18 protein-coding genes are annotated in these 14343 nt (G+C 61.0%); 9 read left to right on the top strand and 9 right to left on the bottom strand.

Annotation, left to right across the window (positions count from 1 at the left end):
• Nucleotides 1–6: 6 nt before the first annotated feature.
• The gene (gene tgt / locus JQ600_RS22985; protein ID WP_212390586.1) at nt 7–1140 is read right to left on the bottom strand and encodes a tRNA guanosine(34) transglycosylase Tgt; all 1134 of its coding nucleotides are present in this window, start codon (nt 1138–1140) and stop codon (nt 7–9) included.
• 275 nt (nt 1141–1415) lie between these two features.
• On the opposite strand from tgt, the gene JQ600_RS22980 reads away from it, so the two are divergent.
• The 4 genes from JQ600_RS22980 (at nt 1416) to JQ600_RS22965 (ending at nt 4326) form a co-directional block, all read left to right on the top strand.
• On the top strand, nt 1416–2441 hold the full coding sequence (locus tag JQ600_RS22980; protein WP_212262809.1) for an aspartate-semialdehyde dehydrogenase: 1026 nt from the start codon (nt 1416–1418) through the stop codon (nt 2439–2441).
• A gap of 104 nt (nt 2442–2545) precedes the next feature.
• Nucleotides 2546–3187 carry a glutathione S-transferase family protein gene (locus tag JQ600_RS22975; protein WP_212390585.1) on the top strand — a complete coding sequence of 214 codons (642 nt, stop codon included), beginning with the start codon at nt 2546–2548 and terminating at the stop codon, nt 3185–3187.
• A 145-nt stretch (nt 3188–3332) separates the two neighbouring features.
• Nucleotides 3333–3494, top strand: coding sequence for a hypothetical protein (locus JQ600_RS22970; RefSeq protein ID WP_212390584.1), 162 nt, complete (start codon nt 3333–3335; stop codon nt 3492–3494).
• Between the two features lie 241 nt (nt 3495–3735).
• Nucleotides 3736–4326 (top strand): DedA family protein, encoded by a 591-nt coding sequence (locus tag JQ600_RS22965; RefSeq protein ID WP_192736093.1) that lies wholly within the window; start codon nt 3736–3738, stop codon nt 4324–4326.
• Nucleotides 4327–4437: 111 nt separating this feature from the next.
• On the opposite strand, the gene queA is transcribed toward JQ600_RS22965, so the two are convergent.
• The 5 genes from queA to coaD form a co-directional block, all read right to left on the bottom strand.
• On the bottom strand, nt 4438–5514 hold the full coding sequence (gene queA, locus JQ600_RS22960; protein ID WP_212390583.1) for a tRNA preQ1(34) S-adenosylmethionine ribosyltransferase-isomerase QueA: 1077 nt from the start codon (nt 5512–5514) through the stop codon (nt 4438–4440).
• A 123-nt stretch (nt 5515–5637) separates the two neighbouring features.
• On the bottom strand, nt 5638–6102 hold the full coding sequence (locus tag JQ600_RS22955) for a peptidylprolyl isomerase (RefSeq protein WP_212262804.1): 465 nt from the start codon (nt 6100–6102) through the stop codon (nt 5638–5640).
• Nucleotides 6103–6114: 12 nt separating this feature from the next.
• A complete protein-coding gene (locus JQ600_RS22950; protein ID WP_212490108.1) occupies nt 6115–6519 on the bottom strand; it encodes a hypothetical protein in 405 nt (134 codons plus the stop codon).
• Between the two features lie 3 nt (nt 6520–6522).
• Nucleotides 6523–7086 carry a peptidylprolyl isomerase gene (locus tag JQ600_RS22945; protein WP_212262802.1) on the bottom strand — a complete coding sequence of 188 codons (564 nt, stop codon included), beginning with the start codon at nt 7084–7086 and terminating at the stop codon, nt 6523–6525.
• Between the two features lie 49 nt (nt 7087–7135).
• Complete coding sequence (coaD, locus tag JQ600_RS22940) at nt 7136–7636, bottom strand: pantetheine-phosphate adenylyltransferase (protein ID WP_212490107.1); 501 nt, start codon at nt 7634–7636, stop codon at nt 7136–7138.
• Nucleotides 7637–7991: 355 nt separating this feature from the next.
• Here coaD and JQ600_RS22935 point away from each other — a divergent pair, with 355 nt between their 5' ends.
• A complete protein-coding gene (locus JQ600_RS22935; RefSeq protein WP_212262800.1) occupies nt 7992–8249 on the top strand; it encodes a hypothetical protein in 258 nt (85 codons plus the stop codon).
• A gap of 409 nt (nt 8250–8658) precedes the next feature.
• Here JQ600_RS22935 and JQ600_RS22930 read toward each other — a convergent pair whose 3' ends face one another.
• Nucleotides 8659–8865 (bottom strand): hypothetical protein, encoded by a 207-nt coding sequence (locus JQ600_RS22930; protein ID WP_212390580.1) that lies wholly within the window; start codon nt 8863–8865, stop codon nt 8659–8661.
• A gap of 95 nt (nt 8866–8960) precedes the next feature.
• On the opposite strand from JQ600_RS22930, the gene JQ600_RS22925 reads away from it, so the two are divergent.
• The 4 genes from JQ600_RS22925 (at nt 8961) to JQ600_RS22910 (ending at nt 11612) form a co-directional block, all read left to right on the top strand.
• Nucleotides 8961–10070 (top strand): phosphotransferase family protein, encoded by a 1110-nt coding sequence (locus JQ600_RS22925; RefSeq protein WP_249136029.1) that lies wholly within the window; start codon nt 8961–8963, stop codon nt 10068–10070.
• Between the two features lie 256 nt (nt 10071–10326).
• Nucleotides 10327–10503, top strand: coding sequence for a hypothetical protein (locus JQ600_RS22920; RefSeq protein ID WP_192736102.1), 177 nt, complete (start codon nt 10327–10329; stop codon nt 10501–10503).
• Nucleotides 10500–10856: a hypothetical protein gene (locus JQ600_RS22915; RefSeq protein WP_249136028.1), complete on the top strand. Its 357-nt coding sequence runs from the start codon at nt 10500–10502 to the stop codon at nt 10854–10856. The genes JQ600_RS22920 and JQ600_RS22915 overlap by 4 nt, the downstream gene beginning before the upstream one ends.
• Nucleotides 10857–10970: 114 nt before the next feature.
• A complete protein-coding gene (locus JQ600_RS22910; protein WP_212390577.1) occupies nt 10971–11612 on the top strand; it encodes a bifunctional 2-polyprenyl-6-hydroxyphenol methylase/3-demethylubiquinol 3-O-methyltransferase UbiG in 642 nt (213 codons plus the stop codon).
• A 596-nt stretch (nt 11613–12208) separates the two neighbouring features.
• Here the strand turns inward: JQ600_RS22910 and JQ600_RS22905 are convergent.
• Together JQ600_RS22905 and JQ600_RS22900 are read right to left on the bottom strand one after the other, a co-directional pair.
• Nucleotides 12209–13027 carry a DUF2182 domain-containing protein gene (locus JQ600_RS22905; protein ID WP_212390576.1) on the bottom strand — a complete coding sequence of 273 codons (819 nt, stop codon included), beginning with the start codon at nt 13025–13027 and terminating at the stop codon, nt 12209–12211.
• A 15-nt stretch (nt 13028–13042) separates the two neighbouring features.
• Entirely contained in the window at nt 13043–13711 is a 669-nt protein-coding gene (locus JQ600_RS22900) for a DUF1326 domain-containing protein (RefSeq protein ID WP_212390575.1), read from the bottom strand.
• Between the last annotated feature and the right edge of the window lie 632 nt (nt 13712–14343).

Raw genomic sequence — 14343 nt, 5'->3', positions numbered from 1 at the left:
GGTCCTTTACCTCGGAGCAATGTCACCGCGCGCCCATTCGGCGCGCGTTTGTTTTTTGAACGCTTCAAAGCTGCCGTTGCCGATCGCGTCCCGCATGCCCTGCATCAGACTCTGATAGTACGCGATATTGATTTCCGACAGCAGCATCGCGCCCAGCGTCTCGCCTGATCGCACCAGATGATGCAGGTAGGCGCGCGAGTATTCGCGCGTCGCCGGCCACGTGCTCTCCTCGTCCAGCGGCCTCGGATCGTCGGCGTGACGGGCATTGCGCAGATTGATCTGGCCGAAGCGGGTAAATGCCATGCCGTGCCGGCCGTTGCGGGTCGGCATCACGCAGTCGAACATGTCGATGCCGCGCGCTACCGCCTCCAGCAGATCTTCGGGCGTGCCGACGCCCATCAGATAGCGCGGACGATCCTGCGGCAGCCGGGGCGCGGTCTCCTCGATCATGGCGAGCATCACCGCCTGGGGTTCGCCGACCGCAAGGCCGCCGATCGCATAACCGTGGAACCCGATCTCGACCAGCCCGCGCGCGCTCACATGGCGCAGTTCGGGCACGTCGCCGCCCTGCACGATGCCGAACAGCATGTAGCCGGGAGGCGCACTCTCGAAGGCGCGTTTTGAGCGCTCGGCCCAGCGCAACGAGAGCTGCATCGCACGTTCGATGTCGGCGCGTTCGGCCGGTAGCCGCACGCATTCGTCCATCTGCATGGCGATATCCGAGCCGAGCAGCCGCTGCACCTCGATCGATCGTTCTGGCGACAGCTCGACCTTGGCGCCGTCGATATGCGAGCGAAAGGTCACGGCGTGCTCTGTCACCTTGCGCAGCTCTGAAAGTGACATCACCTGGAAGCCGCCGGAATCGGTCAGCATCGGCCCCTGCCAGCCCGTGAATTTCTGCAAGCCGCCAAGGGCGGCGATCCGCTCGGCCCCCGGCCGCAGCATCAGATGATAGGTATTGCCGAGCACGATATCGGCGCCGGCATCGCGCACCTCGCGCCAATGCATGCCCTTCATCGCGCCCGCGGTGCCGACCGGCATGAAGGCCGGCGTCCGCACGATGCCGTGCGGGGTGGCGAGCCGGCCGAGCCGGGCCTGGCCGCAGGTGGTGAGCAGCTCGAAATGATTGGGAACGTCCATGGGTGAGCTTATGGCGTAACAGATGCGCCCTGTTCAACAGGCCATTCAGCCTCTTTTTCCCTCCAAAACCCGTTGACGGCGGCACAAGTCTCCCGCATAAGTCCGCCCCATGAACGCGACCACCAAACGTACCGCGAAAACCAAAGCACCCTTGGGGGGCTCGGGAGCCGTGCGCGCGTAGTCGAACGATCGCATCATCTGAACCGAAGCCCCGCCTGAAAAGGACCGGGGCTTTTTTATTGCCTGCAGCCTACTCAAACCAAAGGAAGACGAACGTGAGCAACGATCCAGTAGTGGCCATTGTCGGCGTGACCGGCGCCGTCGGGGCCGAATTCATCGCCACCATGGACAAGCGCAATTTCCGCGTCGGCAAGCTGAAGGCGCTGGCGAGCGCACGCTCGGCCGGCCAGACCGTCAACTTCCGCGGCGAGCAGGTGGTGATCGAAGAGCTCACCCCGCACTCCTTCCACGGCGTCGACATCGCCCTGTTCTCGGCCGGCGGCAGCATTTCGAAGAAGTATGCGCCGATCGCGGTGAAGTCGGGCGCCGTCGTGGTCGACAATTCGTCCGCCTTCCGGATGGACCCGGACGTGCCGCTGGTCATTCCCGAGATCAACGCGGGCCGCATCCGCGACCACAAGGGCATCATCGCCAATCCGAATTGCTCGGCGATCACGGCGCTGGTGCCGCTGTGGCCGATCCACAGGCAAAACCGCATCAAGCGCATGATCATCTCGACCTATCAGGCCGCCAGCGGCGCCGGTGCGGCGGCGATGGAGGAACTCAGGGAATCGACCCGCGCCAACCTCGAGGGGCGGCCGTTTACGCCCAAGGTGATCCCGCTTCCCTACGCCTTCAACGTGTTCAGCCACAACACCGCGATCGATCCGGCGACGGGCTATAACGACGAAGAGACCAAGGTCATCAAGGAGACGCGGAAGATTTTCGAGGACGAGAAGATCGCGATCGGCGTCACCTGCGTGCGGGTGCCGGTGCTGCGCGCGCATTGCGAGGCCATCACCTTTGAATGCGAGCGCCCGATCTCGGAAGACGAGGTGCGCGCAATCCTGTCGAAGGCGCCGGGTGTCAGAATCGTCGATGATCGGGCGAAGAATTACTTCCCGATGCCGATCGACGCTTCAGGCCAGGACGACGTGCTGGTCGGCCGCATCCGCAAGGATCTCAGCGATCCCACAGGCCATTCGATCGCGATGTTCGTCTCGGCAGACCAGCTGTTGAAGGGCGCCGCCCTGAACGCCGTCCAGATCGCGGAGCTGCTGCCGCAGCGCGCGATGGCGTGAGGTGAACGCGTGGAGTAGGTTAGACGTCGCTAACCAACTCCACGCTTCGCGCATCATTTTCATGCGACGAAGCATGCTCGCTTTTGTTCGCGAGGAGATCGCTGATGATACGGCTTTACTACTATCCCGGATTCATCAGCCTCTTTTCGCATATATTGCTCGAAGAAATTGGCGCTCCCTATCAGCTCATTTTTGTCAATCTGAGCGGCGGCGCGCACAAGGGACCCGATCATCTCCGACTGAATCCAAACGGTCTAGTCCCGGTCCTCGTGCAGGATGACCTGGTCTTGTACGAATCCGCAGCCATCTGCCTGCATTTGGTCGATACCTATCCGGGTTGTGAGCTGGCTCCGGCTATAGGGACTGGCGAACGCGCGCACTTTTATAAGTGGCTGATGTGGTCCTCGAGTACGTTACAGCCTGCATTATCGATGTATCTGCATCCCCATAAATGGGCCAACGATCCAGCAATGTTTCCCGAGTTGCGAGCGTGTGCTGAACAGAAGGTGTATGGCTTGTTCGATATGCTCGACGGTGCGCTCGAATCTCACGGTGGCCCGTGGTTGTTGGGTGATACTTACTCGCCAGTTGACGCTTGTGCGCTTACCCTGTGTCGATGGTCACGTGGAATGCCGCGTCCGGGAGCAAGCTGGCCCCATGTCGGTCCGTACATGAATCGCATTCTGGCAAGACCTGCGGTTCAACGCGCGCTGCAACAGGAGCATTTGCAAGAACCCTGGATTTGACCGATCGCGTGCCGTCGAGCCGAAGCGCCCTTTGCGTCGCCGGAAATGAGAAATTCCTGACATCGATGAGGGGCGCGGCGCGCCTGCTGGCTTCGCGGCGAATCGTGGTTAAGTTCGCGATCGCTACCGAACTTGAAGGCTGACGATGCCGAAGCGAATGTGGGCTTATCTCCTCGGGCTGGTCTTGATCTGCGCCATAGCCGGATCGTGGTACTATTATTACAAGAGCAAGTGCCACGGCATGAATGAATGCGCCGCTCAAGCCGCCGAAGGTCGGGAGCGGGACAAGCCGAGCGAGCCGCGTTGATCGACATATGAACGACCGACAGACCGCCGTTGTAGCGCGTTTCCTGCGCCCCTAGGCACGCGACAGCGTACATGTGTTGGTGGGTTCGCTGCGTTCTGGCCACCCTGCGCCCTGCGCGAATATGCCCATAAACCCAGCCTGCCTTTTGCTTTCAAATGCTCCCGCAGCGTAGTAGCGTTTGGGCTGGTCCCCCGGGCGACAGGACGTGTCACCGGGGGATAGTCGTCAAAGCGGGGCTGATTTGCTGTTTCCGACCGATCTAGCGTCGTTTCTCGATCTCATACGCCAGCACGGCGATGCGGCCTACAGCCTCATGTTTGCTTATGCGGCCTCGCACAGCCTGCTGCTAACGCTGTTCGCAGGCTACGCCGCGCATGCAGGCGCGCTGAATTTCGGCACGCTGATCATGGTTTGCTGGCTCGGCACCTTCACCGGTGACGTGATCCGGTTCTGGATCGGGCGGCGTTATGGCACACGCTGGCTCGTATCCTTTCCGAGGCTGGAACGTGCCGTCCAGATCGCAGCCCGGCTGGCCGACCGTCACTATGCCTGGATGATCCTGTTTCATCGTTTTCCGCACGGCATTCGTGGCGTCGCCGGCTTTGCGTATGGAATATCGCAACTGCCCTGGTCCACTTTCCTGGCGTTCAATTTCGTCGCGGCGGGCCTGTGGTCCTGCACGGTGGTCTCGGCCGGCTACGCTTTCGGTCAGGTCTCGGAGAAAATGATGAGCGATGCTTCCTCCGGCGTGGCCTTCGCGCTGCTGGTCGTGTTCCTCGGCCTGTCCTGGTTCTTGAGCAAGAAGCTCGAGCGCGCCGTCGAGCGAAGCTAAAGCGTTTTCCAGCGAAGTGGATACCGGTTCGCATAGCAATCGAGGTTACGCAGATTGCGTAAACTTATCTGCGGTAGAAAACGCGTCAAAAGAACAACTAGCGTCGATCACTCACTCCCGCGCGCGAAACAACAGGCAGGCGTCGCCATAGGAATAGAACCGATAGCCGCTGGCGATCGCGTGCGCATAGGCCTGCTTCATCGTCTCCAAGCCGCTGAACGCCGACACCAGCATGAACAGCGTCGAGCGCGGCAAATGGAAGTTGGTCAGCAAAATATCGACCGCGCGAAAGCGATAGCCCGGCGTGATGAAGATCGCGGTCTCCGCGCCAAACGGCTGGATGGCGCCGTCCTCGGCGGCCGCGCTTTCGAGCAGCCGCAACGATGTGGTCCCGACCGCGACGATGCGGCCGCCTTTGGCACGGGCCGTGTTCAAGGCGGCGGCGGTCTCGGCCGAGATCGAGCCCCATTCGGCATGCATCCGGTGTTCCGACGTTTCTTCCACCTTGACCGGCAGGAAGGTCCCTGCCCCGACATGCAGCGTTATCCGATGCAGTCCGACGCCGCGCTCGCGCAGCGCCTCCTCCAGCGCCGGCGTGAAATGCAGCCCTGCGGTGGGTGCCGCGACCGCCCCCTCATTGGCCGCGAACATGGTCTGGTAATCGGCAGCGTCGCGATCGTCAGGCGTGCGCTTGGAGGCGATGTAGGGCGGCAGCGGCGGCGTGCCGAGGTCGGCGATGGCCTGGTCGAGCGTGGGTCCATGAAACGAGAACGACAGCGTGATCTCGCCCTCCTCGCCCTTGGCCTCGACCTCGGCATCGAGATGGCCAAGCAGGCAGACCTTGCCTTCATTGCCGAAGCGCACCACGTCGCCCGGCGCCAGCTTCTTGGCCGGCTTGACCAGCGCCCGCCATCGCGAGCCGTCGAGCCGCTTGATCAGTGTTGCCTCGATCTTCGGTTCGGTCTCGCGGCCGATGCGGCGTCCCTTGAGCTGGGCTGAAATCACCTTGGTATCGTTCACGACGAGCTGGTCGCCAGGCTGCAGCCATTGCGGCAGCTCGGCGACGCTGCGATCCTGCAACGCGCCACCCGGCTGCACCACCAGCATCCGCGCAGAGTCACGCGGGCTCGCGGGCCGCAACGCGATGCTGGCGGGGGGCAGTTCAAAGTCAAAGAGATCGGTGCGCATGGCGCAATGCGCTCCAGCGTTGCCTCTCAGCGTCATTCCGGAGGCCGCGTGAAACGCGGCAATCCGGAATCTCGAGATTTCGGGCTCGCATCTTCGATGCGCCCCGGAATGACGGCGGCGGCGTTACGCCGCGTCTTCAGCCATATGCGCCTTGACGATCTTGTCCGGGTTCTGCACCGGCTCGCCGCGCTTGATCTTGTCGACGTTCTCCATACCGTCAGTGACCTTGCCCCAGACCGTGTACTGGCCGTTGAGGAAGGACGCGTCGTCGAAGCAGATGAAGAACTGGCTGTCGCCGGAATCCGGGCTTGCGGCGCGCGCCATCGAGGTGGTGCCGCGCACATGCGGCTCCTTGTTGAATTCGGCCTTCAGCTTCTTGCCGGAGCCGCCGGTGCCGGTGCCCTGCGGGCAACCGGTCTGCGCCATGAAGCCCTCGATCACGCGATGGAACACGATGCCGTCATAAAACCCTTCGCGCACCAGTTCCTTGATGCGGGCGACGTGGCCCGGCGCCAGATCCGGGCGCATCTCGATGGTGACGGGACCCTGCGTGGTCTCAAGGATCAAAGTATTTTCTGTGGCTGCCATGCTCTTCTCTCATCAGGTTTGGGTGGACGTTTGCGGGGTTCGAAAAGGGATCGCCAGAGGCCGGCCGGCAACGGCACCGCCCAGTCCCTCGGTAAATGGCAACGGCGTACAGCGTTGCAATGTTTCCATCACCGCGATGCGGTATTTGAGCCGGTCGTTATCGCTGGCGTGTTCCGATTCATAGGTAATCCTGGGCTGGCCGAGAATGACGCCCGCGCGGTTGAAGCTGACGACCACGGTGATGTCGATCGGGTTGGCTTGCGACAGCGGCGGCGGCTTCCAGCACGACTGCAGCCGCACAAAGATGTCCTTGAGTGTGTCGAGTTGCAGCGGTTGTGCCGAGGCCTGCACCGTCGATACCAGGTACAACAGCAGCGCGGCAAATCCGAGGAACGGCTTGCTGCGCGACGTCGCCATCGCTCACTTGATATCGGATGCGACTTGCACCTTCACCATCTTGTCAGGGTCGGTGACCTGTCCACCGGACGATCCCGGCGGCGCCTTTTTCAGCTTGTCGACCACATCCATGCCGGACACGACCTCGCCGATCACGGTGTACTGGTTGTTCAGGCTCGAGCCTTCCGCGAACATGATGAAGAACTGCGAGTTCGCGGTATCGACGCTGTCGCCGCGCCGCGCCATGCCGACGATGCCGCGGGTGAACGGCACCTTGGAGAACTCCTGCTTCAGGTTCGGATATTTCGAGCCGCCGGTGCCGTTGAAGTTCTGGCCGTCGCCGGTCTGCGCCATGAAGCCGTCCATCACGCGATGGAACGGCACGTTGTTGTAATAGCCCTCGCGCGCCAGCTGCTTGATGCGCTCGGCATGCTGGGGCGCGAGGTCGGCCCGCAGCTTGATCACGATGCGGCCTTTCGTCGTGTCGATCACGACCGCATTGGCCTTGTCGAGATTGGCCGGCAGCGGCTGGGCGATCGCGGGAGCCGCGCAAAGGAGCGCGGCGACAAAAGCGAGAATGCGGATCATGAAAACTCCGGGATCGAGAGAGTAAGGCTTTGCGAGCGCAGGACGGGCGCTAGCTGGCGAATTTGGCCTTGAGTTTGGCTGCGATCGAGGGCGGCACGAATGCGGAAAAGTCGCCGCCCATGCCCGCGATTTGGCGCACCAGTGTGGCGGTGATCGGGCGGACCGCCGGCGACGCCGGGACGAACACCGTATGCACCTCAGGCGCCATGGTCTGGTTCATGCCGGCAAGCTGCATCTCGTAGTCCAGATCGGTGCCGTCGCGCAGGCCCCGAATCATGATGGTGGCGCCGGCCGCCCGGGCCGCCGCGACTGTCAGATTGTCGCAGGTGGAGGCCTCAAAGGCGCAACCGGCGCTCTTCGCGATGGGCGCGCATACCTCCTCGAGCATTTCCAGGCGTTCTTCGGTCGAAAACAGCGATGACTTTTTGCCGGGATGGACGGCAACGGCGACGATCAGGCGGTCGCACAGGGTCACAGCGTGCTGGACCACGTCCAGATGGCCATTGGTGACGGGGTCAAAAGAGCCGGGATAGAGCGCGATACGGGGCATGAACCCTCCTAACCCGCCCCGGGCGGCCCGGCAAGCGGGCCAGTCTCTTGTTTTGACGCGTTTTCTTCACGCGAACCGGTACCTCCCCGGATCAAGCCCGGGGCAGGCTTCGCTCGAAACCGCTCCGGTTCCCCGCAAACCCGCCTTTTTATTTGGGATCGGCCAATGAACCACTTTTGGGGTCGGCGCGTCTGCTTAGGCGAGCCGGCAATGTTTCGTCCCATCGGGGCGACGAAACAAAACTCGGCCCGGACGAAACCATTTTTGGGCTTGGCGAAGACACCCGGAAACGCCGCCTAGGTACACATCCATCCAACGAAACGACGGGCCGAACGGCCCATGACAGGGGACCGTCATGATCAAGGCACTTTCCGCAATCACCTTTGCCGCGCTCATCGCCACCGCACTGACCATTTTGCCCGGCTTTGCCCCCTCGGTTGAAGCCAGCGTGCCGCAGGCGCTTGCCAAGGGTGACCGCCTCGACATCCGCACCGTTGGCAAGGATTGCTCGCAGCAGGCTTGGCCGAATTTCGAGGCTTCCTGCCTCCGCGCTGCCGGTTCCAAGTCGTTGATCCGGGAAGCGCGCCTGGTTACCGCCGACCGCACCCCATAAGGGTCGCTGCCCCCACTAATTAGCCGTCAGATTGCTCTGATTTGAAGTCCTCGGGATGCCCCCCGGGGACTTCGGCGTTTCAGGAAGCAGTCAGCAACCATTTCCAGAAGGATCATTGCTGCGATCGACGCGCTCGGGCCCTGTCATCCCAGCGGCCCAGCATTTGAGCGAGATCGCCATGCGCCTGTTTGGCGGGAGCCTGGTTGGTATTCGCGGGAAGCGGCCGTCCCGCCTCTACGTAGTTCTTCCATCTGCGGGCGCTCTCACGCCGTTTTCGGGACATACGGTCACGCGTGTAATATCCAGCAGCGTAGGCCACCCCGAGCAAAACCAGAATAGCAAGGACGTCCAGCATCTCATGTGCTCCGCGCGCAGGGCCTGAGTGGGCCGGACAGACAATCGGGCATGATCAAGCAATCATCCAGATCATGACCTTCCAGAACGACAGGCCGAGCAAGTACAACCACCCCGTCATCAAGGGAACGACGAGCGCAGCGTAAAGTGCGGCGACGAAGACGCCGCCGAGATCGGATCGGCCCGCCGTCTCTACACGAGTTTCCTCGACGCCTGGATGACGCAGCTCTCTATCGATTGTGACGCTCGGGTATGCCGACATGATTGAGTTCCACAATTTTATCGCTACCGCCAGCCGGCGGTCGAGGTAGCGGTGACGTTTGGCAAAAGTTTGGTGCGGTGGAACCAGGCTCTCGAATGCCGCAGCGTTCCCGGGCCTGCACACGTTTTCGTGCGTGCCGGCCCCCACGCGACGAGAATTTTCCCCGGCTGTGCTTCGCTTCACCCGTGTTATTCGCTTGGCAAAGAAAGTCGCTGGAATCGACGTCCATGCCGGACAACGCGCCAACGCCGCTAAAGCCTCGGCTGGCAATCTCGATCGACCAGGCGCAGGCGATCACGGGTCGCCTCGCCCCCCATTCTTCCGTAGTAGGCGCCACCGAGCTGCGCGGCGGAGAGATCAGCGCGATATTCGAGATCACGCTGGCAGATGCCTCTTCCTACATTCTCAAAGTCTATCCGGCGTCGTTGGCGTGGAAGATGGCGAAAGAGGTGTACGTGCTGGGCCTTCTGCGCGGTATCAGCACGCCTGTTCCCCGCATCCTCGTCGCCGACGATACGCGGTCGGTCATCGACCTCCATTTCGTCCTGATGAACAAGCTCGACGGAGTGGTGCTGGGCGGGCACGAGGCGGAACTGCCGGACGCAGAGCTGTTTGCGATCTACGCCGAGATGGGCGCGAGCCTGCGCGAGATCAACGACATCACGCTCGACGGCTTCGGCTATATCGGCCCGAACGGCGTCTGGACGCCTCACGCCACCAACAGCAACTACATGTCCTCCCAGTTCGAGCGGAAGCTGACGGAGTTCGGCGAGCGCGCCGGCGATCCCGCGCTAGCCGAGCGGCTCAGGGTCGGCATTGCCGCGCGCCGGCATCTGCTCGACGGAGCGGTCGTCCCTCGCCTTTGTCACTACGATCTTCACGCCGGAAACGTGCTGGTGACGTCAAGCCGCGCACCGCTTCTGTCCGGCATCGTCGATTTCGAAAACGCCACAGCCGGCGATCCGCTGTTGGATATTGCCAAGGCGCTCTACTACTTCAAACCGCAGGAAAAGCCGCAGGACGCACTGAAGCGGTCGGGATTGCTTGCCGGATATGGCGTCATCGAGCGCCCGAACTTGCAGGAAACGATCGACCTCTACCGGCTCTGCTGCACGCTGGAGCTATGGTGCTGGAAGGCGCGGTTCGGCATGCACGACGGGCTTGCCGAACTTACCCGGGAGTTGGAAAGCGTCGATTGGCGCTAACCGCCCGTTGGCGTCGTGAGCATCGAAGAACGCTGCCAGGGGCCTGTGGCCATTGAGCGAAGGAACGTGCGCCACGTATTGGTCCGGTCGCACAACCTCCAGATAGTGCATGCCGCGCCACGGTCGCACACGACCCCCTCCACATTGAAACAAAAATTGATCGAATAAGGCAGAATAACGGGGATAATTCCCAAAAGGGTCTTGATTTCCCGCTCCGCTTTCGGCGGGGCGCGTTTTGTTTGATGGGTAAGAAGACATGACCGATCAACAATTGACTGTTCAGGCGATTAGCGAAGCGCAACGCATACTGGAAGATTACCTTCGGCCCTGGCCGCAGAACAATGAAACTATCCTCGACAGCTTGGTGGAAGTTCTCGGCCGCCCCGATTTGGTAGTCGCTGTAAGCCGCTTGCAGCAACAAGTGCGCAAATGAGAAAACTCCCACCAATCGCCTTGGCCGTTTGGATTGCTACGCTCTTGCCAGTTGGGATGCCAAACGCGCAGGCCAAACAACAATGCAGCGCCGCGACGCCGTCAAATACGCACGGGCGTTGGTGGTCCTATCGTCTGATCGATGGACGAAAGTGCTGGTACGAAGGCAAGCCCATGCTGTCGAAATCGTTGCTGGAATGGCCCAAGGAAGCATCCCCGCAACCCGTTTCCGCCGGAAAAGTTACAACCGCGGCCACAGAGAAGTCCGGCAATCCATTGGACTCCCAAGCCTGGGCACTGAAGGACTTTGATACTTTCGAAGCGCGATGGCGCGAAAGGGTGAGCATGCAATAGGCGTTGCCGCCAAAGGCAAGGCTTGAAGCACCGGGATCTCGCCAACGCGCCACAGACAATTCGTTCTTGGCGAGTGGGAAGATTGCTTGTCTTTCAACCAAGCGGAAACCAGCCATGCGAACGGCTGCAGATTTCAATCTCTATTACGCGACCCCTGACCCCTGGCATATTTCCCACGCCCAATTCAGGGACAAGGTGTTGCGCCGATGCCTGAAGCCATTCATCCGGGACAAATCCGTTCTTGAGCTCGGCTGCGGCGAAGGCCACTTGACGCAAGCTATCTTTGACAAAGCACGATCGGTGGTTGGCATCGACATCAGCGATGTAGCAATTGCTCGCGCCAAATCGCTAAGCCTGCCAAACGCCAGATTTGAGAGCGTTGATTTTTTGCAAGCCTCATTCGAGGGGTACGACGTCATCGCAGCCCTCGAATGCGTCTACTATCTGTCCCTACCGGAGCGAGAAGCGTTTTTGGAGAAGGTCGCCAAGGAACATTCTGGCAAGATACTTTTGCTTTCGGGTCCAATCGTCGACTACAGAAGACACTTCGGTCACAAGCGATTGATGCACGAGTTCACGACTCTGGGGTTCGCTCCCCTTAAATTTCATAACCTGTCCGTTTACTGGCATCCGCCTTCATCTCGAATTATCGCCAGCCTGATCAAGCTGCCACTTGGATACACCTTGCTTGATTGGATGCCAGAGCCGATGATCTATCAAAGGCTATACGCGCTTCGAGCACCGAAACAGCGCTGACTGGGTTATCCGATAAACCGACAACGCGGCTTCGTGTGCTCCCTGCCGGAACAAGCATCAGAGCTACTCGGGCGACCCCGCTTTCCGAAGGCCCTCGATAAACAGCTTCGCGTTTGATCGTCCGCCGCGAGCGATGTATGTGGTTATTGTTAAATTGGGATCGTGCTCAAGCACACTCGCCGCCGCCGCGTGCGCCTCGGCGTCACGTCCAAGATGGGCGAATGCGGACGCGAGACAGCGGTAAGCTGCCGAATAAGGGGCCCGCAAAATGCCACTTGAGGCAATTTGGGCTCTCCGGCAATTACCGCTCACACGAAAATTCTGACCTGCCCGCTCCACGTCCGCCGTTGCATTGACATCGGTGGGTCCAGCCGTCATGTCGGCTATGGGTCATTTTCTGGACTTAGGCGCGCGCAGAACTGCGAGGTCCGTTGTATCCAAAAGAGCGGACGTCGCTAGGCCGCCCCGGCAGATCTGCTTCGTGCCAAGAACGGAAGTCCAGCCCTACCCCTTCATGAGCCCGGCCTATCCCTGAAACCAGACGTCGTAGCACTGCAACGCGACTAGATGGAGTGCTCATGCGAGAGCACTCGGAATCAAAGAAGGTCAAACAAGTGCTTGCTGGCGCTCACCACCAGGCATACTCCCCAAACAACCAGCGCGCCCCCGACGGCGTAGGCCAGCCAGTGGCCGATCGGCAAAGTCTTTTCGAGCAGGACGAGCGCTGCGAGCCCCCCGACCCACCAAAGATTCATAACACCGCCAAAAAACAGCAGCGCCATTAGGAACGAGCAGCATCCTAGGCAATAGGCACCGTGTGTCAGGCCCATACGGAATGCACCACCGCGTCCGACACGCCAGTGGGCGGCTAGGAAGCTGACGGGCGAACGGCACTGGCGCAAGCAGGCATGCTTGATCGGCGAAAACTGCCAAAGCCCGGCGGCGATCAGGATCGCGGCGCCGAGCCAGGCCGTGGTGGTAACCATCATTGCCGACAGCAGTCCGCTTTCTTCCAGCCCCCACTGCATCGCGACCGCCCCCGCACTGAAGCAGGCCCAAGCTGCGAGATACCCTGAGGCAAAGATGCCGGTCGAGACCCACGGCCGCTCAGCCGCTCGTTCACGCTGGCTGACGCGCGCGAAAATTAGCAGCATCGGCGTGGCGCTCGGCAGCATCATTGCTACCATCATCACAAACCACATCAACAACATCAGCGCAGCATAGCCTGCCGTCCAGATCGCCGGCGTCATCACCATGTCTCGAGGCATGCGCGTTACCTCGACCGCGCTCATGTCCATGCCGGCGCCGAGCGCAACCCAAAACCACGACAGCGCGATGACCGAGAGCAACCCCGCCCCCACGATCACCCGGTCGCGGTGCAGTACCTTTTCGAGCATCGACGGCAGCAGCTTCATCGCCAGTGAGGTCGTCTATGGCCGTCCGAATTTCTGCTTGTATTCGTCGTAGGAGTGGACGAGTCCGTTCGGATCCCAAGCGACATTAGCCAGCGAACTGTGCCGGCGGTTAAGATCGAACTTGATCGCGCCGATCCCCTTGGCGAATCCGGCGGCGCTTTCGGCTTCATGGAACACCCAGCCGTTGGGCAGCACCGTCAGCATGCGGTGCTCCTCGTCGGTCACCGGATTGCGGATCGGCTCGCTGTTGGCCCTGACAAAGCCCGGCACCTCAATGCGTGCGGTGCGCTTTGCCAAGTCCCATTCAAAAGTGATGTTCGAGAACTGCGGGTCCTTGATAGTCTCGATAATGGTTGAAAAAATTTGGAACATCGTGCCGGCCTTTTGGTCCTCGCCGGACAGGACATAGAACAGCGCGTCCCGCTGCGCGTCGTTGGCACGCTCGTCGATGATCGGCTGTAAGACGCCGTGGCCGTGGTGGATGGCTCTGGGAAAGTAAAAAGTGGCCACCACCGCGAGACCGTCGAGACTGAGTTTCTCGCAGTGGCCCCTGTCGATCTTGAAGGCTACTAAGCCGGTGCAGATCCCGTATGTCGGATCGGCCATCGACTCGCATGGACAGCCAAGGTCGCAACTGCAGTATTCAACGTACTTAGCTTCGATGCGCCAATCACGTCCAGCCATGAAATCCTCCTCTTCGCTCCCGAAAACTCAGCTCCCATTTCTCGCAGGACCCCGCCTGGAAAGGTGAACCGCGAGGTCATCTCTCAAGCCAAACATCGTCGGCAGCCCAATCTTCAATGCTGACTTCCCAATGTCATTCGATGTTCCGACCTTCTCGGATCTGGCAGCATTAGGAGTGCGTCAGAGAAACCGACACAACCTAAGTACCCGATGCGGTACGCTGCCAGCGGCCAAATTGCCAATGCACCGCCAATCAATGATGAACTAGCGCCGTCGCATGCCTTCCCGAAGAACACGCTGGCGTTAGGTTTAGCCTAGCACTTTGCTACCGCACGGTTGAGCGACAAATCGCCCCAACCGGCCTGTGACTGACTAGGCTCGATGTCAGCTAAGGGTCAGTCGCGTCGGCTGGCCGCGTGCCGGTCACTTCCGGTCGTCCCCGAACAACGGACATACGCAGGCTCGGTCCGGTTGCAGGCATCCGGTCCCAATCAAATTGCACGCTGCATTCAGCTCCGTCTCGTCATGAAGCCGTCGAAGAACGCCGCCAGCGGCCCATCGCTATTGAGCGGCAGCACGTGCGCCACCTACTTGTCCAGCCACACGATCACCATGCACCCTGGTTCGCGATC

It is taken from the genome of Bradyrhizobium sp. AUGA SZCCT0176 (assembly GCF_018130145.1).
Taxonomy (GTDB): Bacteria; Pseudomonadota; Alphaproteobacteria; order Rhizobiales; family Xanthobacteraceae; genus Bradyrhizobium.
Note: the sequence above shows the minus strand (reverse complement) of the source record. Positions and strands in the feature narration are given on the sequence as shown.